The sequence below is a fragment of the Streptomyces violascens genome, assembly GCF_014649955.1.
GTDB lineage: Bacteria > Actinomycetota > Actinomycetes > Streptomycetales > Streptomycetaceae > Streptomyces > Streptomyces violascens.
In genome coordinates, this window is sequence record NZ_BMUA01000011.1 from 32527 (window position 1) to 52599 (window position 20073).

15 protein-coding genes, 1 tRNA gene and 1 pseudogene are annotated in these 20073 nt (G+C 68.4%); 10 read left to right on the forward strand and 7 right to left on the reverse strand.

What is annotated here, in order from left to right:
* The first annotated feature begins 370 nt into the window (after nt 1-370).
* Nucleotides 371-1858, forward strand: a complete 1488-nt coding sequence (locus IE206_RS21895; RefSeq protein ID WP_189964583.1) for a SulP family inorganic anion transporter — start codon at nt 371-373, stop codon at nt 1856-1858.
* 228 nt (nt 1859-2086) lie between these two features.
* The gene (locus IE206_RS43585) at nt 2087-2272 is read left to right on the forward strand and encodes a hypothetical protein (protein WP_373300962.1); all 186 of its coding nucleotides are present in this window, start codon (nt 2087-2089) and stop codon (nt 2270-2272) included.
* Between the two features lie 62 nt (nt 2273-2334).
* Here IE206_RS43585 and IE206_RS21900 read toward each other — a convergent pair whose 3' ends face one another.
* A complete protein-coding gene (locus tag IE206_RS21900) occupies nt 2335-2592 on the reverse strand; it encodes a hypothetical protein (protein ID WP_189964585.1) in 258 nt (85 codons plus the stop codon).
* An 800-nt stretch (nt 2593-3392) separates the two neighbouring features.
* On the opposite strand from IE206_RS21900, the gene IE206_RS21905 reads away from it, so the two are divergent.
* The 6 genes and pseudogenes from IE206_RS21905 to IE206_RS21935 all read left to right on the forward strand — a co-directional run bounded on the left by IE206_RS21905 (nt 3393) and on the right by IE206_RS21935 (nt 12130).
* Nucleotides 3393-4424, forward strand: coding sequence for a hypothetical protein (locus tag IE206_RS21905; protein WP_189964587.1), 1032 nt, complete (start codon nt 3393-3395; stop codon nt 4422-4424).
* A 596-nt stretch (nt 4425-5020) separates the two neighbouring features.
* Nucleotides 5021-5418, forward strand: a pseudogene (locus IE206_RS43590) (restriction endonuclease).
* 513 nt (nt 5419-5931) lie between these two features.
* The gene (locus IE206_RS21920) at nt 5932-7320 is read left to right on the forward strand and encodes a hypothetical protein (protein WP_189964593.1); all 1389 of its coding nucleotides are present in this window, start codon (nt 5932-5934) and stop codon (nt 7318-7320) included.
* The gene (locus tag IE206_RS21925; protein ID WP_189964595.1) at nt 7313-9967 is read left to right on the forward strand and encodes a phospholipase D-like domain-containing protein; all 2655 of its coding nucleotides are present in this window, start codon (nt 7313-7315) and stop codon (nt 9965-9967) included. The genes IE206_RS21920 and IE206_RS21925 overlap by 8 nt, the downstream gene beginning before the upstream one ends.
* Before the next feature lie 475 nt (nt 9968-10442).
* Nucleotides 10443-11768, forward strand: a complete 1326-nt coding sequence (locus IE206_RS21930; RefSeq protein ID WP_226599746.1) for an endonuclease domain-containing protein — start codon at nt 10443-10445, stop codon at nt 11766-11768.
* Between the two features lie 285 nt (nt 11769-12053).
* Nucleotides 12054-12130: transfer RNA gene (locus IE206_RS21935), tRNA-Pro, on the forward strand.
* A gap of 193 nt (nt 12131-12323) precedes the next feature.
* On the opposite strand, the gene IE206_RS21940 is transcribed toward IE206_RS21935, so the two are convergent.
* The gene (locus tag IE206_RS21940; RefSeq protein WP_226599747.1) at nt 12324-13421 is read right to left on the reverse strand and encodes an IS110 family RNA-guided transposase; all 1098 of its coding nucleotides are present in this window, start codon (nt 13419-13421) and stop codon (nt 12324-12326) included.
* 800 nt (nt 13422-14221) lie between these two features.
* On the opposite strand from IE206_RS21940, the gene IE206_RS21945 reads away from it, so the two are divergent.
* Complete coding sequence (locus tag IE206_RS21945; protein WP_226599748.1) at nt 14222-15334, forward strand: ImmA/IrrE family metallo-endopeptidase; 1113 nt, start codon at nt 14222-14224, stop codon at nt 15332-15334.
* Between the two features lie 3 nt (nt 15335-15337).
* Entirely contained in the window at nt 15338-16501 is a 1164-nt protein-coding gene (locus IE206_RS21950) for a hypothetical protein (protein WP_189964599.1), read from the forward strand.
* Nucleotides 16502-16515: 14 nt separating this feature from the next.
* Here IE206_RS21950 and IE206_RS21955 read toward each other — a convergent pair whose 3' ends face one another.
* From IE206_RS21955 to IE206_RS21975, 5 genes are all read right to left on the reverse strand, one after another.
* Complete coding sequence (locus IE206_RS21955) at nt 16516-17133, reverse strand: hypothetical protein (RefSeq protein ID WP_189964601.1); 618 nt, start codon at nt 17131-17133, stop codon at nt 16516-16518.
* A 745-nt stretch (nt 17134-17878) separates the two neighbouring features.
* The gene (locus IE206_RS21960; protein ID WP_226600010.1) at nt 17879-18730 is read right to left on the reverse strand and encodes a DUF1015 family protein; all 852 of its coding nucleotides are present in this window, start codon (nt 18728-18730) and stop codon (nt 17879-17881) included.
* A gap of 6 nt (nt 18731-18736) precedes the next feature.
* Nucleotides 18737-19045, reverse strand: coding sequence for a hypothetical protein (locus IE206_RS21965; RefSeq protein WP_189964603.1), 309 nt, complete (start codon nt 19043-19045; stop codon nt 18737-18739).
* Nucleotides 19042-19446, reverse strand: coding sequence for an NUDIX hydrolase (locus IE206_RS21970; RefSeq protein ID WP_189964605.1), 405 nt, complete (start codon nt 19444-19446; stop codon nt 19042-19044). Before IE206_RS21970 ends, IE206_RS21965 begins: the two co-directional genes overlap by 4 nt.
* Nucleotides 19443-20066: an LOG family protein gene (locus IE206_RS21975; RefSeq protein ID WP_189964607.1), complete on the reverse strand. Its 624-nt coding sequence runs from the start codon at nt 20064-20066 to the stop codon at nt 19443-19445. Before IE206_RS21975 ends, IE206_RS21970 begins: the two co-directional genes overlap by 4 nt.
* Nucleotides 20067-20073: the final 7 nt, after the last annotated feature.

The window sequence follows — 20073 nt, forward strand, 5'->3', positions numbered from 1 at the left end:
ACCCACCGATCGCCACGCCGACGTAAAGGTAGAGTTAAGGGTGGCGGAGCGCCTGGGGCAGCCGCCGTTGACGTGTCAGGGCCGATGGTGCCCCCGGCGAAGATTCGATTCCTGCGGGAGAAGTGCGTGCGCGAGCCCATGACGCCCAGCGTCGCCGACTGCCCGCCGTGATGCTTCGCCCCTGCATGTGAGCCGGTCGCGCCGCCCGCGCCTGCCCCCGCTCCATCCTTCCACTCCCTCCGGCTCCACTCCACGGAGCCGTCCGCGGGCGCCCACCCGGGTCCGTCCGCGTCCTCCCGTTCGCCCGGCCCGCCGCAGGGTGTGCCCGAGACGACAGGTTCCCTCCGCCTTGCCTTCCTCCGCTCCCGCCGTGTCCCCGGGCGCGCGCCTGCGTGGCCTCAAGCCCGACTGGCTGACCGACCCGAAGGTCTGGCGCACCGAGGTGCTTGGCGGTCTGGTGGTCGGACTCGCGCTGATCCCCGAGGCGATCTCGTTCTCGGTCATCGCCGGGGTGGATCCCGCGATCGGCCTGTTCGCCTCGTTCACGATGGCCGTCGTGATCTCGATAGTCGGCGGGCGGCGAGCGATGATCTCGGCCGCCACCGGCGCCGTGGCCCTGGTGATCGCGCCCCTGAATCGCGAGCACGGTTTCGGTTACCTGGTCGCCGCGGTCATCCTGGCCGGCCTCTTCCAGATCGCCCTGGGCGCGCTGGGGGTGGCGAAGCTGATGCGGTTCGTCCCGCGCTCGGTGATGGTCGGCTTCGTCAACTCCCTCGCCGTCCTGGTCTTCATAGCCCAGGTGCCGGAGATGCGGAACGTGCCCTGGGCCGTGTACCCGCTGATCATCGGCGGCCTGGTCCTGATGGTGTTCTTCCCGAGGATCACCACCGTCGTCCCGGCCCCGCTGGTCTCCATCGCCATCCTGACCGTGATCACCGTGGGCGCGGGCATCGCGGTGCCGACCGTCGGCGACAAGGGCACGCTACCTTCCTCCCTGCCGGTACCGGGCTTGCCGGACGTGCCGTTCACGATGGACACCCTCACCACCATCGCGCCGTACGCACTCGCGATGGCGCTGGTCGGGCTGATGGAGTCGCTGATGACCGCCAAGCTGGTCGACGAGATCACCGACACCCGCTCCAACAAGACCCGCGAGTCCATAGGACAGGGCATCGCCAACATCGTCACCGGCTTCTTCGGCGGCATGGGCGGGTGCGCCATGATCGGCCAGACGATGATCAACGTGAAGGTGTCCGGGGCCCGCACCCGCCTGTCCACCTTCCTCGCCGGTACGTTCCTGATGGTGCTGTGCATCGTCTTCGGCCCCGTGGTCTCCGACATCCCCATGGCCGCGCTGGTCGCCGTCATGGTCATGGTGTCGTTCGCGACCTTCGACTGGCACTCCATCGCCCCGAAGACCCTCAAGCGGATGCCGGCCGGCGAGATCACCGTCATGCTCATCACCGTCGCGTGTGTGGTCGCCACCCACAACCTGGCCATCGGTGTGGTCGTCGGCTCCATCACCGCCATGGTCGTCTTCGCCAAGCGCGTCGCCCACCTCGCGGAAGTCACCGCCGTGACCGACCCGGACGGCACGACGGTCGTCTACCGGGTCACCGGCGAACTGTTCTTCGCCTCCTCCAACGACATCGTCGGTCGGTTCAACTACGCCACCGACCCCGACAAGGTCGTCATCGACCTGAGCGCCGCGCGCATCTGGGACGCCTCCTCGGTGGCGGCCCTCGACGCGATAGAGACGAAGTACGCCCAGCGGGGCAAGGCCGTCGAGATCACCGGCCTGAACGACCCGAGCGCCACCCTCCACGACAGACTCACCGGCGAACTCACCAGCCACTGACCGGAGTTGGTATTGAGACGCCTCTTGTCGCCCAGGAGGCGTGTATGTCGATGCTGGGCCTGTGTTAGCCAGCTCCTGCGCCCCATCTTTCAATGCGGCCGCCCCAGTACGCGGCCAGTCGGCCGGCTTGTCGCCCTCGCTCTTCGAAGTCATCGAGGAGCTCACGAGCCGTCGCCTGACCAGTGTGTCGCCGATGTCGGTGCGGGCACCGGGATCGCCACCGAGCTGTTGCGCGGGAGAGGTGCCGACGTCATCGCCGTCGAGTGTCGCAGAGCGCTCTCGGAGGTGCCGGTCGCACTCGGGGACGACAACGCCCTCCCGCTGGCCGAACCCTCCCAAGACCTCATCACGTACGTGCAGTCCTGGCAGTGGGCCGACCCGGCCCGACACCACGCTCTCCCCGGCACCGGCTGAGCCGAAACCGAGAGCACGAGTGTCGGCACCCACGCGATACCTGTGGGTACCGGCGTGGCACATCACGCCGCCGTGCGCCCACCGATCGCGTCAAGGGCCGCGGCCACCGTCCCCTGCAATGCCGGAGTCCTGGCGCCGGAGCGTGAGCGCAGGTTCACGCCGTATGCGAGCAGGCCGGCGCCAGGAGCGCGCCGCCCATGCGCCTCGGCAGTGATCAGGGCTGCATGCAGAGCATCCCGCAGCTGCTGATGGTGCTGATCGAGGACAGCCTTGACTTCCGGGTGGCCGTTTTCGGCGCCGGCGTGCGCGTTGGAGACCATGCATCCCCAGCGCGCGTACTCCCCCGAGCAGCGCGCCTTGATCAGCCCGCTGAATCTGCACCACCTGCAACCGACCGCTGTCCCGCCCCTACCAGCGCAGAACAACAAGATCTCCTGCAACCTAACGGAGTCCTACTAGGCACGTAGCCAGGCGTAGGTTCGCATTTCGCGTGTCTCTTCCTCGTTGACGGTGGCCTCTGTCCGCCCCAAACGACGCCGACGGCACCGGGAGCAACGACCTCTTTGTCGGGCCGACTTGCTGGCCGGACAAAGAGGCTGGGTGTGGCTCCTCTGCAGTGACCTGCTCGGTCAGGTCGCGGGGTGGCATCCGGCCTGGGCAGTGCTGAAGTAGGAGCACTTCTCAGGGTTGCTGCGCCACTGCGCACGGGCCCGTGGCGGGCATGATTGGGTACGGACGGCCGCCACACCATTCGCGTGGTGGTGGCCGCCATGGGTGCGAGTAATCGCCGCTGCGCGCCACCGACCTCCTCGTGACTCACCAGCAGTTGGTCAGGAAAGACCCGTTCCCGCTCCTCCAGCCGGGCCAGCACCGCGGCGAGCGTCTGCTCCCCGCCGCTTATGCGGTGCGTCAGGCCGGTGCGGTCGCCGGTCAACCGGCGCAGTATCACCGCAGCCTTCGCCATGGTGTCGGTGTCGGCGGCGGCGGCGGCGGCGGCGGCGGCGGCGAACCGTGCATCGTCGGGTCGGGTAGCGCTTGCTCGTGGCGAGGGGCAGTGGGGCTGAGGCAGCGAGGGTGGCCGCACCGGCATATTGTCAGTGCCGCTCAGTAGAGTCCCGCCGTGACCACTGACTTACCGAAGCAGGCTATCCAGGCCCTGCTCAGCGATGCGGGGCGTAGCGCTGTCCTCGCTAACGCGGTACCAGCAGCCAGCGAGACTGACCTGCACTCAGCCTTCCTCCATGCCTGCGAGTGGGATATCGCGGCGGACATCTTCCGCAGGCTGACGGCCCATGCGGACGACATCGCCATCGAGAAGGACGACGCGGAGCAGCGCGGTCGCGCGCAATCCGGTTCTGTACTTCAGCCTGCTTCATGGCACATAAATGAGGTCTCCGCCCAAGCGGCCCGCACGCTCGTACGTGCCCTGGAAGAGGAGATTGCGGAGGCCGCCGTCGCCGTGGCGGAAGCCAGTCAAGTACGAGCCCGGATCGCGCGCAGCCACGAAGCACCGCCGACCGTACCCACGTCACTCCCTGATGCACGCCCCCCGTCCCCGTTGGAGACGCTCATCGCGTTCCATCACCAGCTCCGCGCCGCCCGCCTGCGCGTCCACGCCCTGCGCACCGCGAACAACCGGACCTTGCAGGAACTCGCTCTGGAGGAGGATCTCCGCGAACGAGCCGCCGGCGGGCGCGACGGGCTCGCGCTGGAACTCATCGACCTCTACCTCACGGACGACTTCTTCGATCTGATCGCCGATCTCTCCGAAGGCGTGCCGCACCCCGTGCCCGGCTACGACGGCCGGGACCGGCCCGTCACCGCCTCCCTGCCCGACGGCCAGCCCGTGGTCTTCTTCCCCAAACACCTCCCCGTTGTCGGCCACGCCAACTACACGCCACCGCCGCTGCCCGCCCTCGGGCTCCCCGAGGTGGAGCCTCTGTCCGCTCTTGCACGCCGCCACTTCCCCGGGGCCGCCGTCGTCGTGGTCACCAACGGCCGTTTCTCTGCCACCGCGCAGCGCTACGCGCAGACCAGCGATGTCCAGCTCCTGGGCCGTGAGGGCTTGGAGCGCTGGGCGACGTGGTCCTCTCCCCTCGATACGGTCCTGGGATCCTGCGAGGTACACACGAACGCGGAGCTGGTCCGGTGACGCGCTCCGATGCCCTGCGCGCCGCGGCGCCCGTCTACCAGGATGAGCTTCTCAACGAGATGTTGGAGCAGCGGATCGCTGCCGCAGACGACGAGTCGCTGCGCGCCGCTGTTCGCTGGAACACCGAGGACCGCCTGATCGAGAGCGCCCTGCGCGTGCTCCGGGCACACCGCGCCGACCTCGAACGAGAACACGACCACGCCGACCGCCGGGCGAAACACGACCCGTCATTCGACGATCCCGAGTGCACCCTCACCACCGGACGCTGTGTTCTGGCCGCCCTGCGCCTCCGGAAGCTCCTGGCCCAGGAACTGGACTGGGCCAGGAAAGATGTCGCTCAAGGCGAACAGCTCCAGCAGGAGCTGCGGTCGACGCACGGAGTCGAGCGTGTGGAGCGCTACCGTCAACACCCTCGCAGCACACCGGAACTCGACGCAGCAGCGAAGTTGCTCCACCATCGTGCCGAATCCGCCAGCCGAGTCGAAGCTCTCCTTACCCGGGACCGTGAGCTGCTCCATGCCCTGGCCTTCGAGGAGCAGCAGGCCCAGGTCTTCTTGGCATCGCCGGCGAGCACGAGCTTGCGGCAGATCCAGGAGATGTCCCACCGCCCGTTCGAGCGGCTGATCTCCGACCTGGCGGCCCGCGACGGATTCGCAGTCAACCAGCGGCACGGCGGTCCTCACGACGGGGGCGTCGATGTCATCGCCACAACGCCCGGCGGCAGCAAGGCGGTCTCCAATGCAAACACACCACACGAACCACACCCGTGGGAGTGTCGGCAGTCCGCGAGCTGATGGGAATCGCCCGCCCCATCCACCACGCTGACATCGCGGTCCTGATCACCAACGGCACCTTCAGCAAGCACGCCGAAAAGCTCGCCTGGCAGCACGACATCATCCTGCTCAGCTGGTGCGTGCTCGTGCGCTGGGCCACTTGGGGCGAATCCCTGCTCGACATCCTCGAACTAGACGAAGCCAATGGGCTGGCGGCATGACCAGCCCATGTGCGACTGAAACTTTCTTGACCCATGACGCCGGCCGAGTCCTGCGCGTTGATCCGTCGTACGAGGATCACCACAACATCCGCGGTGGCTACGTCGAGCACTGGCCCTGCCCCGCTATCTTGCCGTTGATCAGGTTCAGGTCCGCACGGCGACAGAGGCTGCGTCAGAATGGTGCTCAGTCGCCTCCTTGGGCGGCTCGGGCGATGGGGATGCGGCAGTTGGACGGGCGCAGTACCAGTGCGGCAGAAGTGAGTGAGCGCTGCGTGGAGGCAGCCGGGGCATCCGCGTGGGCGTTACGTCGGCGTACCCGCGCGGGGGTTGCTGCGCTCAGGGGCCGTCGGCTGGTTGCGATCAGCGTCTGCGGATCCGATGGCTGAGCCGGCCGCGGCCCTCGGCGAGGGCCTATCGCAGGTGGGGGTCGTGGAGGGCCCCGGGTGGAGCCGGCCGGGGCTGGACGTTGCTGCGGGGCGTTTCCCGCTCTCTGTGGAACGGCATGTGGGGGGCATGGTCGAGCGTCTCGTGCCGGGAGTGACAACAGTGACTCCGCATGCCCGCTATTACGCACTGCACGGGCTGGTTGCAACGCACGCCGAGGAGACGGGGCTGGCGGTCCCTGCGGCCCAGACGCTGTTGCGTCGCGCGGAAGTGGCGCTGGCGGCCGTGTCGTTCACCCATCATCCCCAGGCCCTCGCGTGGCTCCCGCGTGCGCATGGTGCCGATGCCTTGGCCCGGCGTCTTGAGGCGGGGGTGGTCACCGTGGCCGAGGCCGAGGTCCCCGGCAAGGGCGGGTACGTAGGCAACGCTTGGGGATTCTGGGGGCCGTATGCCGGGTCCGAGGTTGAGCTCGGCATACTGGGCACGGGGCCCATGCCGGTGCCCGGACCGCGGCTCGACCGGGCGGCAGTCCGTGACGGCTTGGGCGAGGTCCTCGAACTGGCTCGCCAGGACACGCTGTACGTCGGCGATCTCGCCTCGCTGGGCGAGCGTCTGTGCGTGTGTGCTGGCGGCGACCGGCCCGACGGTGCATGGCTGGCCCGCCTGTTGTGCGAGCCTAATGCCTCCGCCGAGGCGGGCTCCCGTGCGGCTACGCGGCGGCAGACGATCCAGCTGCTGGCGCGCGTGGTCGCCACCCACCCCGTCTCCCGTTTCACCCAGGACGTCGGCCAGGTCCTCGCCTTCGGTGACTTCCTGACCACCGATCCGGTGACCCGTGACATCGACGCCGCGGCTGCCTGGCGCGGCGTGGCGCTGCGGAACTATGCCGTCGGCGCGTGGCGCCGCCTGTGGTCCTGGCTGGTGGAGCAGGTCGACGGGCTGCTGCCGGTCGAGGAGCTGGCCGACCGCTTCGCCGAAGAGCTGCCTGACATGACGGTGGACGCGTTCTTGTCCTCCCTGCCCGCGACACAGAGCACGACCGGTGTGCCATTGCCCGCCGAGCACGCCCTGCGGGCGTCCGACGAGGCCCTGCCTCTCGCCGAGCTGCGGGTGCTCGCCACCAGTGCACTCCGGACGGGTGAACTCACCGGCCGGGTCCGGGACGCCTTCCTCGGGCAGCGCGGTGTCGAGCTCGGCCCCGAATGGGTCCAGCGGCGGTTGGAGGAGGCCCGGCCCATGAACCTGCGCGATGTCGCCCGCCAGCTCACCCATGACCTGGTGGCACGGTCGCAGCGGATCGCGCTGTCCAAGGCCCGCCGTGGCGCCGACGGCTCACTGTGGCTGCCGACCCGGTTGCATGAGCACGCCGGACTGCTGTACCGGACCAGCAAGGAGGGGCGCGGGGACGTCGGGCTGCGGCTGGACCAGCTCGGGAGTGTCCTGGCCACCTGCGGCGTCCTGCGCTACGACGACCAGCACTGGTCGGTGACCAGAAGCGGGAAGGCCCTCGTTGACTGAGACCACACTGGCGCCGGGCGTGCTGGAGCCGCCCACCGGCTTGACCTCGCCGCTGTCCCTCATTCTCGACGAGGGGCGCACGGGCAGACCGGGCCTGGAAGAGGCGCTCTTCCTCAGTTTCACTGCCGATCTCGGCTTCTTCGAGGAGGTCGTCCTCGGCGTGGCCCAGGCCACCGGCGCACGCGTCACGGTGGCGGGTGATGTCGCCATGGCCCGCAACGACCCCCGGTCCGTCCGGCGGGCCGGCCGCAGCTATCTCGCCGGGCTGGCCTACGCACACGGTGCCGCGTTCCACCCCAAGTTGGTGGTGCTGGCCGGAGCGGAGCACGCCACCATCGCGCTGGGCTCTGGCAACACCACCCTGTCCGGCTGGCAGGCGAACGCCGAGTTATGGACGGTCCTTCGGGTGAACAGCGAGCAGAGTCCCGCCGTGCTCCCGGACCTGTCCGCCTGGCTGCGCGACGTTCCGGACAAGGTGGAGTTCTCCGCCGGTGTGCCGCAGGCACTGGGGCGGGTCGCGGCGCTGCTGGACCGGCTCCACCATGGCAGGACGCCGACGGCGCCGCAGGTCCGTTTCATCAACAGCCTGCACGCGCCCCTCATCAACCAGCTGCCCCACGGACCAGTCGACGAGCTGGCCGTGTTCGCACCGTTCCACGACCAGCGCTCCCAGGCCCTGCGGCAGCTGCTGGAGCGCATGCGTCCGCGCCGGTTCACCCTCTCCTACCAGCCGGGACTCACCGACCTCGACGGCCCGTCGGTCGCTGCCCTGGTGCAAGAGTACGACGGGCGGGTCATCAGCGACCACGACCAGCGCTACCGCCACGGAAAGCTCATCGAGTGGGCCTCCCAAGGGCAGCGGTGGGCGCTGACTGGCAGTCCGAACCTGTCCGCCGCGGCCCTGCTGCGCTCCCAGGGCGACGGCGGCAACTGCGAACTCGGCATCATCACTCCCATCCCCACCACCCTCCTGCCGGACGGCACCGATGAGCCCGCCGCCCGGCTACGCACGGCCGCCTCCCTCCCCCGCCCCATTGCCAACCACGGGCCGTTGCTGCTCGGCGCCCTGCGCGTACCGGACGGCCTGGACATCAGCCTGGCCCGCCCGCTCACCGCCCCTGCATACCTGCAGTTGTCGCAAGCGGCCACGCCACCGGAGACATGGGAGCGCCTCGCCGACGTCCCGCCCGCCCAGACCACGCTGACGGTGACGGCTTCGGCGGATGCGGGCAGCCGCGTGCGCCTGGCGGTCCTCGACAACGACGGCTTACCGCGCTTCGGTAACATCGTGTTCGTCGTCGACCCTGACTGCGCGCTGCGCCGCCTGATGCCGGCCCGCGCCCAGACCCCCACGACACTGCCGCCCGACCTGTTTGCGGACCCCCGGCTCGCCGAACGGTTCCTGGGCGACCTGACAACCCTTCGTACGGGACTGTCCCCCGCCCATGCGGGCGTATCCGCGAGCAGCAGCACCAGCGGTACAGTCGCAGCCGCGCCGCGGGACGTCGCGGGGGACAGCTGGGAGCGGTACCTGGACGAATGCGCCGGCCGCGTCGGGCATCCGCTCACCCGCTTCGCTCTGGGGCTCCCCCTGCCCGCCGGTGCCGGCAAAGCCTTTCTTCAGGATCTGCTGCCGGTCTCCTGGGACGAGCGGTTCATCGACGACATCGAGCCCACCCTCGATGAGGACGACGCCGAGGCCGTGGCAACAGCGGCTGATACCGGCGTGGATGCCGCCGCGCTGCCCGACCTCCGGCGCGCGGACCAGGAAGTCCGCCACCGGTACCGCCGCTGGGTGGAACGCCTGGTGGCTCTCGCTCCCCATCTGGGTCCTCCGGAACGGATGCTCGTCGTCCGGCTGACCCTGTGGACCGTCGCGGCCGGCGCCTGGCCTCCGACAGACTCCGACTGGGTGTCCCTGCTCTCCCGCGCGGTCCGCGCACTGGACCGACAAGACCTTTCCAAACAGGTCGAGCCCCAGATCGGCAGCCTCGCCGCCGTCGCCCTCGCCGTGCTGCGAAGCCATGCCCCGCGGTACGAAATCACCCCCGAGACCGTCGCCTTCAACGAAGCCTCCCAGGCGGTCAGCCACCTGCTGCCCGCCGCGGAGTCCGCGTACGTCACGGAATACACAGCACTGCTCGACACAGCCTTCGGCCCGGCCGTCGACCAGACAGCTGTCCTCGACGTAGCGTCCGACGTGGTCCAGGCCGACCCCGTCGACGACGCCGAAAGAACTCTCACCGAGAAGGACCGCAACGTCCGCCGCCACGGGCAGCAACTGCTCCACGTCACTGGCTCGTTCAGCAACCCGGCGCTGATGGCCCTCGAAGCCGTCGGCGCAGCGGAAGACGCGCCCCTGGTCGGCGCCTGGGCCAGCTCGGACTCCAGCAACGGAGCCTGGGCGCTGGTCATCTGGCGTCGTCCCGACCTCATCGTGGTGGACGCCCGCCGACCCACCACTCCGCTCTGGCGGCATCATCGGCTCACCGGCCTGGTCGGACCCAGAGCTCTCGCCGCGCAGCGCAGCTTCGAAGCCGCCGCCTCCGTACCCCACGGCCCCCGCAACCAGCCCTTCGACTTGGCACTCCAACTCCTGTCCGACCTCAACCTCCCTGGGCCCCAACCACCCGACTTCGCGACATAGCCACAGGCTCCCATCGCTCCTCGAAGAGCACCGCCACCAAGCAGAAGGAGGTTGCCGCGAGTGGACTGCACCCCGCGGAGATGATGTACAGGGCGTCGGCGCGGCCCGCGGCAACGGCTCCCGCCACCGCACACCTCAGGGCCAATGACACCGTGCTGAAGCGGTCCCTGTCTCGACCGCCGGTCGAACCGGCTGCGCAGGCACTCCCTCCCCGAGTCCGCCGCCACCTTGCTGCGCACGGCCAGGCTCCACGGCCACGAATACGCCATTGACGCCATGCCCTGCACTACCGCGCTCACCCAGCCCGGACGGATCACGATTCTGACCTCCGACGTCGCGGACACCGCCATGCTCACCGCACACCAACCCCGGATCATGAGGAGGGAGTTTCGGGTGGCGGCCCAGCTGACCGATGTGCCGGGAGCACCGTCGCCGTGTTACGGGCCGTTAGCCTGTTGCTATGTCGGAGCGTGTCATGACCGGTCGCGCAGGCGGTCTGATCAGCCTGGGCGTCGCGGACGCTTTGTGGGTTGATCTGACGGCCGACGGTACTGTGCCGACGGCTTCTGGGGCATTCACCCGCTCTCCTTCCCGCGCCCGGACGGGGTACGTCCTGCTCGGCGCCCATGCGGTGGCGACGGTGGAAGCGAGCGGCGGTCAGTGGGGTGTTCCGGAAGGTGAAGTGCGCCGGGCGGCCGCGGAGTTGACCGCGGTGGGGATGGACCGACGGGACCTGGTCCGCATCGGCCCCTTCCGCGGGGCGCCGCGGCAGGAGTGCACCGAGGCAGCACCCCTGCGCTGGCGCCTGCGCATCGCGCGGGAACTGTGTCAGTCAGGCGGCCACGAGCACACGGCACGACGCGAAGAGAGCCGGCCGTACCATCTAGCGGGGATCGACTGGCGACAGCTGCTCGTGGAGCAGGTCCGCGACGGGACGGAGCGGACGTGGTGGCTGCCGCGCACGGTGGTCAGGCTGCTGGATGCGGCCGAACACGCCGAAACACAGCGGGCGCACGCCCCGCAGAGCCGCCAGGCAGGCACAGCCGTCACGGGGCTTCCCCATCCCCGACAGGCCCCCGATGCCGACAGCCGGCGAACAACGGGCCCCGAGGACTCCGTCACCTCACTGCGCTCGTACAACGGGGAGTTGGCGGGCCAGGCGTACTCGGTGCTCAGCAAGAAGCCCGGTACCTCCCGCAGGGTGGCCGGGTGGGCGTGCGCCGTCTGCAACACCGCGCCCGCCACCGTCCTCGACCACTGCCACGAACACGGCTACGTCCGCGCCCCCGTCTGCCAGTCCTGCAACACCCAGGAGCGCCCCGACCACCTGTACAGCAACGACATCCGCGTGGCCGGCCGCTACACACGCCTCTTCCACACCCACGCCGAGGACTGGCTCCTCCACTGGCACCGCTGCCCCGGCTGCCGCGCCCGCACCACCCTCCCGTTGCCGCACCTCGCCGCATGGACCGCCCACACAGCCTGCCGATCACTGCGCCCCACCCACCCCGCACCCCGCGGGCGCAAGCCCTGCGGCACACTGCGCGTGTCCTGGACGGGCAGTCAGAACGCCCCGCGTTCCTGCCTGTTCACGGTCGCCGTCGACTTCTGCCCCTCCGGTGAGCACCGCGTCCTGGCACAAGTCCCCTACCGCGAAGCCGCCGAGCGGTTTCGTGTCTGGCTGGCCGAAACGGCCCCTGCCGTGGCCGCCGCAGCCGGTCCCGACCGCCTGGACGGCCTCCCCAACCGGCCCCGGCCCGTCATCGCGGACACCAGCGGCGAGGGCCTGGCACTGTTCTGAGCGAGCACCGGGACACCTGAACATCCCTACGCCCCCTCGCAGTTCATGACCCCCCGACACAGCCACCCCGCACGCCCCAGCGACATACACAGCGGAGACCCCGGACCCTGCTGCGCATGTGCACGACGCAGCCGTCGACACAACGGCAGGAACCCCTTGATGCTCAGGCACCCGGTCGCACTGACCGGATCCCGGCACCCACTTGTGATCGGCCGAGGACGCGCAGTCCCCTGATATGGTTTTCCTGCACGAATAACCGGTGGAAACACCAGGTCAGACGGGCATCGGGACGTGGCGCAGCTTGGTAGCGCACTTGACTGGGGGTCAAGGGGTCGCAGGTTCAAATCCTGTCGTCCCGACCAACGCTTCACGCGTGGTCGAGGGCCGTATCCGCAGACGCGAGAAGACGACCGCCAGTCGTTCTCCGGGGCACGGTGGTCACCACGCGATCGCCCTCCGACCACGTCCGTGATCCTCGACATCTCAGTCGAATGCGGACCACCTCACGCCCCGAGCAGAGCCCCCCCCTCACCGGCCAGGGGGCGAGAGGGCCGTTCACGAGCAAGCCGGGCCCTGCCGCTGCCCCTGGACAAGGCGGTAGACCTCCCGGGCCACATACCGCTTCAGGCAGCGGATGATCTCCCGGCGGGTCTTCCCTTCCGCCACCCGCCGCTCGTAGTACGCCTGGGTCCGCGGGTCCCAGCGCAGCCGGGTCAGCACGATGCGATGCAAGGCGGCATTGGCCTGCCGGTTGCCGCCACGGTTGAGCCGGCGATGGCATCTGCTGCCCGAGGAGTACTCGACCGGGCTTGCCCCGCACAACGCCGCGAACGACGCCTCGCCCCGCATTCGCTCGCTGTTGTCACCCAGGACCGTCAACAACACCGCTGCGCTGTGAGGGCCGACTCCGACAGAGTCCATGAGGCGGGGGTAGTGCGTTCCGATCACGTTCGCCAGGCGCTGCTCCAGCATTCGAGCCTGCACACCGAGCTGCTCAATGCGCTCGGCCAGCACCCGCACCGTGAACCTCGTTGCTCTCACCACCGGGTCCATCCCCTCGCCGCCTTCGCGTAACTGCAGGCAGGCAAGGACGAGCCCACGGCGTGAAAGGCTCCGCAACTCGTCTCGGAGGGCCGGGTCGGCCGTGACCAAGAGGGCTTTGAGTTGGTTCACGGCCTGCCGTTTGGCGCTCACCGCAGAGTCCTTGGCCATCAGGTACATGCGGGCAATCTCGACCGGGCCACTCCCCGACTTCACCGGCCACTGAGCACGGCCACTGAGCACAGAGCGGGCAGCAGCCACGGCATCGCCCTCATCCGACTTACTCCGTCGGCGCCTGGCCGATCGGCCAGGGCCGGGAGCCTCCACCGCCGCGATGCCTACAGACAGCAGATATCGAGACAGGGCCGCCCCGTAGTTGCCGGAACTCTCCACCCCCGCCCGCCGCACCACGCCGCGGCAAAGGGCCCACTCGACGAGGTTTCGATAACCACTCGCCGTGGTTGGGAAGCGCTCAACAGCCAAGACCTCCCCCACCGTCGAAACCACAGCCGCCACGTGGACATCACGATGCGAATCGACTCCGAGCACCACCTCTCCGCCACGCGCACAGTGGTCCACGCCTTGCTGAGGGTTTGGCGGTTCGATGGCCAATTCACCCCCTTCAGCGCCCACTCACAAGGCTCGCCGCCGGCCCGGAGAGCGGTCACAAGTGACACCGTGCAGGAGGCGCCCGCAATGCAGTGCTCTGGACACGCTCGCCCGGTCCGGCGTCTGAGCTCACTGCCTCGCCCCGCGTCGACACAGGATGGTCAGGACACGTCGGTCACAAAAGTCAGGAGCCAGTCCACGGTGCAGCAGCAGTGCTGAACGTCATGCTTCCCGACAGCCAGACGCTTCTACCCCGCCACACCACCACGCGCCAAAAACCGTGCGTCAGCGCATTTCAACGCGCCCCGCGCGAACGCCGGCATGGGCGACGGCTCTCGGGAATGCGATGAGCCGAGGGCGCAGACACCGCAGGCAAACGACACACCCCGCAGCTTTGCGGTCAAGCCGCGTCAGAGACCGTCAGCAGAGCGGGTGACCATTTGCGGGCCCGGGATGGACGCAAGTGCTGGGCGCCGCCGCCCCGGCCGAACCGGTCGCGTGACGGCCTCTACTTCTGCCATCGAGGACATCGCCAGGCTCACGACGGATCATCCCCAGACAGCGGCCGAGAGGCAGGTTGCCCTACCGAATCGGCACCGAGCCAACGGGGCAGCAGCGCTGCCCCGTTGGGTGTGCGTCCAGAGGCTTCGCCCAACACCACTCATGGAACGCTCAGTTGGACTGTCAGTGGTGCGTGATACCCCTGGAGAGATCGCACTCTGCGGATCATGCGCGGAATATTTTTGGAAATAAAACCGTGTATCCTCAGTGGAGTTGAAACTTGCCAGGACTGGAGGTGGACTGTGAGTGATCAGCAAGGGTTGCTGGCGGATCCCGCCATGCTTGCCCTGGCGCGCGACTCTCGGGGGTGGACCCAGTCCGAACTTGCCGAACAGATGTCGCACGTAGAGGGCAACCGCATCACGCAGGGGTACGTAAGCCGGGCCGAAGCCGGACGCATCCCGGTCCGGGCCGAGCGGGTCCTCCTGTTCGCCGCCGCGCTTCGCTTCACACCCGAGATACTGTGCCAGGCCACTGAAACGGCCGGGGCAGGCATCGGGCTGGTACACCACCGCAAGCGGGCCTCCCTAGGAGCCCCCGCACTGCGCCGGATCCATGCGACGCTGGCGCTCACCCGCCTCCAGGTCGAAGCAGTGACGCAGGCAGCGGCCCTCCGTCGCCCCCACCGGTTCAGGCCCATTGAGGTCAACGACTTCGACACCCCCGCGGACGCCGCGGAGACGCTGCGCGACGAGTGGAACGTTCCCATCGGTCCCATCGACGACCTGGTCACGCTCCTCGAAGACGTCGGCGCCCTGGTCGTCGTCCGCGATCTGGGCACCACCGAACTCGACGCCGTCAGCCAGTGGCCGCACGACCGGGCGCCGCTGATGCTCCTCAACTCCACTGCGCCTGGGGATCGTTCACGTTTCAGTCTCGCTCACGAGCTGGGCCATCTGATCATGCACCGCGAGCCAGGCGAGGGACGTGCACAGGAGACCCAGGCCGACCGGTTCGCCGCCGAGTTCCTCATGCCGCACGAGGTGATCCTGAGCGAGCTCAAGCCCGGCATCGACGTCGCTCGCCTCATGGACCTCAAAGCCCGCTGGGGAGTCTCCATGGCCGCTCTCATCCGGCGGGCCGTGGACCTGGGCGTGATCAGCGAATGGCAGTACCGCACGCTCATGGTCGAGTTGTCCGCACTCGGCTACCGCACCAACGAACCAATCGTCATCCGGCGCGAGACCCCGCGCCGTATCGCTCAGGCCGTCATCCGGCTTGAGGAACAGCACCACCTCAGTGCGACCGAGACCGCTCACCTGGCGGGCCTGGGTCGTGAGGAGTTCCACGAGATCTACTTGTGCGCTTCTTCTCCGTCCGGACACAAGGACGTGCCGGACCCTTCTGCGAGGTGATTCATGAGCAACGCCCCCGATCCCAGGCGGCGACCGCCCGCCGTGAAGACGCTCGACCACACCGTGGCAGCGGTGCCGCTTCTGCAGGGACGTGTACTGCTACACGAACATACCCAGCCAGTTCCCCGGCCTCGTCCTGCCCTGGATGATGACCTGGGCGGCGTGGTCATGACCGGTGCCAACGCCGACACTCGAGCGTTCCAGCTCCGCGCCGACGTCGGCTTCACAGGCACACTGCTGATCGACAGCGCCGTGTACGCCACCTACACGGCAACGGCGGAGGAGCCGTTCATGGCTCCCCCCGACGAACTGTTCGGCGCCGTGGACGACTCCTTGAACTTCCAGAAGGCTCGGGGAGCAAGCGCAGCACTGACACCCACCGGCTACATACCGCCGGCGAACTCCCGTGCCCTCAAGGCAGTACTGCGGGAAGCCAACCGGATCGAGCGAGCCGACACGCTGGTCTCCCTTCCGATCGATGTCACCTGGCTGAACCGGGAGAACATCGGCCAACTGATCGCGGTCTGCGCCAAGATCCGTCACCCGAAGGCAGTCATCCTCTTCCGTCAGTTCGACCCAATGGGACAGACGAAGGACGTCCCAGCCAACTTGCGCCGACTGTTCACCGAGGTCGAGCACATGTCACTGCTGCGCACAGACCTCGCGGCTCTCGACGTGATGGCGCACGGCGCCCTGTGCGCCGGAATCGGCGTCCAAAGCTCGCTCCGACACGCGATACCGCCCGACGAGAAGGCCCTGATAGGCAAGCGCGGTGGCGGCCCCGCGTACCCACACATCCTGATGCCGCAGTTGATGTGCTTCAAGGGCGCCGAATTCTTGTCCAAGGTCTACGGCAATGCCGATCCGGCAACCTGCGACTGCGAGGAGTGCGACGGACGCAGCCTCGACAGCTTCTACCTCTCCGACGGTGAAACGCGGCGCGAGGCCGAGAACCACAACATCCACACCTGGAGCGCATGGGTCAACGACATGGCCAGCTACCGAACCGGCTCCGAGCGTAAGACGTGGTGGCGCAACAAATGCGCCGCAGCCGTCGACCGCTACGCACTGGAAAACCAGCGCATCGGAGTAGGCGCGAGTCACAAGTCCGGGTTCCAAGTACCCGCACCGCTCAAAACATGGGCGACGCTGCCCGTCGCTCCATAGCCAAATGCACCCCCTCAGGGGAGCTGACAGTGGACGTCTTCCAGGAATTTCCAGCCAGCAACCGTATGGCGCTTGCGTACGAAGGGGCTGGGTGGCACAACAACCTCGACCGCATCCCCCTGGACGTGGAGCAATCCGATGCCATAGAAGTCAGCACGCATCACCGCCTCGTCCTTGCGCCGCAACGCGCCATCGATCAATACGGAACGAGCAGTGAATGGCGTGAACCGCTCGGCCCGCTCCATCGCCGATTCCCAGCTGCGTCCGGGCACGAACACCATGTCGACATGGACCGGCTGGGTTGCCAGACGGGTAATCAATCCGTCGCGTCGGACCACCGCCCCCTTCGGCAGGCACTTCAACGCTCGGCGTTCCCTGCCGTTCAGTGATCCGGCAGGAACAGGCTCGCCGAGCGGCAGCGCCATCAAGAGGTTCAGGGCATCCGGTCGCGTCAGGGGTGGCATACCCGCAGCCGCCCGTCGCTCCCGCTCTCGCGCCTCGAATCGGTAGGCCGCAACGACCTTCGCCCCCTCGGCTTCAACAACCGCCAGGCTCGCATCGCGGGGTACGAGTTCGCCGGGAGCCAGCGCTCCCGCAACCACACCCAAGGGCTCTCGTGCCGCGATTGCCATCGACCAACCCGCTCTCGTACTGCACCGACGCTCTCCCCAGCAGGGCTGTACGCGCTCATCCTTATCGCTTGCCCCGCGCCACCGGAAGCAGCCTCAACCACAAAACCAACAGATCTCAACCGGCCCTAGACACGGGAACGCATCCAAACGAATGCCAAGGCTATTACGGACACTCGTGCGATCATCGGCCGCCTCTCCAGATAGCTCCTCATTGGTCATCCGACGCCCACTTGCTGCACTATCTGCCCCCGCAACAGGCCACGGCGGACGACTGCGATCGTAGCCATCCCGCACCACGACGCCTACAGTTGTTCGAATTCTTGGGCCACCACGACCTGCCGGAAGCATCTCCTCCCAAGCCGCCGCCGACCAGCGCCGCGCCTTCGACCTCGCAGACAGAACCCCCGCCGAAACAGACCGACGGGGGTCAGCATCTGTCACGCCCGTGTCACCAACAGCGTTGACGCGGCTGGACAGCAAGATCTCAACTCGGTCAAACGCTCCCGATCTGGACCACATGGACGCCAGAAGACGGCTTCGCCCACCTGTGCCATGTGGTACCCAGCGAGGGACCCACGACCAGGACAGGAGCGTCTTCTGGCCCGTCAACGCGGTATTGCAGGGTGTTCTTCGGTGTCTCGCTCACCCGCACGACCCTCTCATCTGTCACGACAGCCCCTATAAGCGGGGCATGTCTGTATCGGTCGACCAGGTGGAACGCTCGGTGCTCGCGTGGTCACCTGAATCAGGACACTCCCGCTGTCTCCCATCTCGACTCGTGCTCGTACTCGTACTCGTACTCAAAGAGGTAGCTGATCTGTCCGGGCTCGGGCTTCGGGGTGAAGGAGGTGCTCTTTCTGGGGAGCGCCACTCCGGACTCGGCGCAGCGCCAGATCTGCGCAAGTGTCGGGCGGGGCAGGACGACGCCCACCTGGCCTCGTGCCGTGAGGCTGGGCAGGGCGTGGGTGTAGGAGAAGGGGCGTTCCACCGACGGGGCCGCGCACAGTTCCGGGATGAGCACATGGGTGGCGAGCGCCGCGTCAAGGTCGTGCCACTGCCGGGGCAGTTCCCGCAGTCGGCTGTCGGTCAGGGACGGGCAGATCTGTGAGACCTCCCATGCCTGGCCTTCCGCGCACAGGACCAGGTGTCCGGGGTGCGGGGGCTCGAACGGGGTCGGGAGCCGGCGGACGCGGGCGAAGCGTGACGCCGTACGGACGGCTTGTCCGATGTCGATGTCCGGCACCGTCCGGTGGATCGCCGCGAGCTTGGGAGGGAAGCGCGAGGAGTCCACGGCGAGGGCGAGGATGCGGCTTGCCGGGCCCGAGTCGTCGTTGCTCTTGTTCCGGTGGAAGCGCAGTGCGGCCTCCAGACGGTGGTGTCCGTCGGCCACCAACAAGTGCGGATCCGCGAGCCGTAGGGCCTGGGCGATCGGTTCGGGGTTGTGGCAGGCCCAGATCCGTTGCTCGGTGCCGTCCCCGGCGACGGTCACCGAGTCCGGCGGGGTTGTGGCCAGGCGGTCCAGGTAGTCGCTGACGGTCCCGAGGCTCGGCGCCATGAGCAGGATGGGCTCATCGTTCCCGCCGCGGTGCCGCAGCAGCCTTTCCTACACGGCGACTTGGGCGTCTATGACGCCTTCGTGCTTGTGCAGTCGCCGTGAGGCTACGGCCGCCAGGTCCACTGCGCCCACCAGGCCGCGCTGGAGCACGGCCTGGCCGTGCCGCTGTTCGAGCATGTAGAAGTCGGGAGTGGGCGCCACCGGGAGGGCGGCGTGTCCGGCGGCCCCACGGACGAGGGTGTCTGGGTTCGGATGGGGTGCCCGGGCGCCTTTGGCTGCGCGCCCCTCCTCGGCGAGGACACCCCGGATGGGGTGGAGGAGGGGGCGGTCGACGGCCTGGGGCCGGGGTGCCGTCAACGGCATTGTCCTTGGGCGTGCAGATTGCGCAGCACGGTGACCACGGCCGGTGCGCAACGGCTGGTGTCGTGGGAGTCGACCCAGGCCAGTTCCTGGATCTCCCGCGCGGGCTTCGGCTCGCCGTTTCCGGGGCTCGTGTAGCAGTGCATGTGCAGTTGGGTGTTGTCCAGGCCGTGGGCGGTTGCGCTGACCAGCATGGCAGGAGCCAGGCCCTGTGGGGCGAGCTCGATGGTGAGCTCTTCCCTGACCTCCCGGACCAGGGCCTGCTGGTGGCTCTCGCCCGGCTCGATCTTGCCGCCGGGCAGGTAGAAGGCGTCACGGCCGACGGAGCGTACGACGAGCAGTCGTCCGTCGCGTATGCAGATCCAGCCGACGGACTGAAGGGTGCGGGTTGCGTTCATGTCCACTTCGCTTGCGGTGGGGTCCAGGACGACAGTTGCTGAAGAAGACTGTCGGTGTCCTTGGCGATGACGAGTCCGTCGAGGTGACGCCGGGCGAGGAAGCCCCCGTTGACCATGTCCTGCAGCATCGCCACCAGGCTCTGCCAGCTGCCGTCGATGTCCAGCAGGGAGACCGGCTTGGTGTGCAGGCCGAGTTGGCCCCAGGTCCACACCTCGAAGAACTCCTCAAGCGTGCCGGAGCCGCCGGGGAGTGCGACGAATGCCTCCGCGAGCTCCGCCATGCGCGCCTTGCGTTCGTGCATGGTGGACACGACCTGGAGGTCGTCGAGTTCGGTGTGGGCGAGTTCGCTGTTCACGAGGGATCGGGGCATGACGCCGACGACCTTGCCGCCCGCGGCGAGGGCGGAGTCGGCGAGGACACCCATGAGCCCGACGCGCCCGCCGCCGTAGACCACGGTGATGCCCTCCTTGGCGAGGGCTGAGCCGAAGGCGCGGACCTGTTCGGCGACGGCGGGCGAGGCCCCGAGGGCGGAGCCGGTGTAGACGGCGATGCTGCGCGGGAGCGGGCGCGCGGTGGCGGGTGCTCTCGTGGTGTCGTGCGGGTGGTGAGCGTGTGTCACGGGGTGT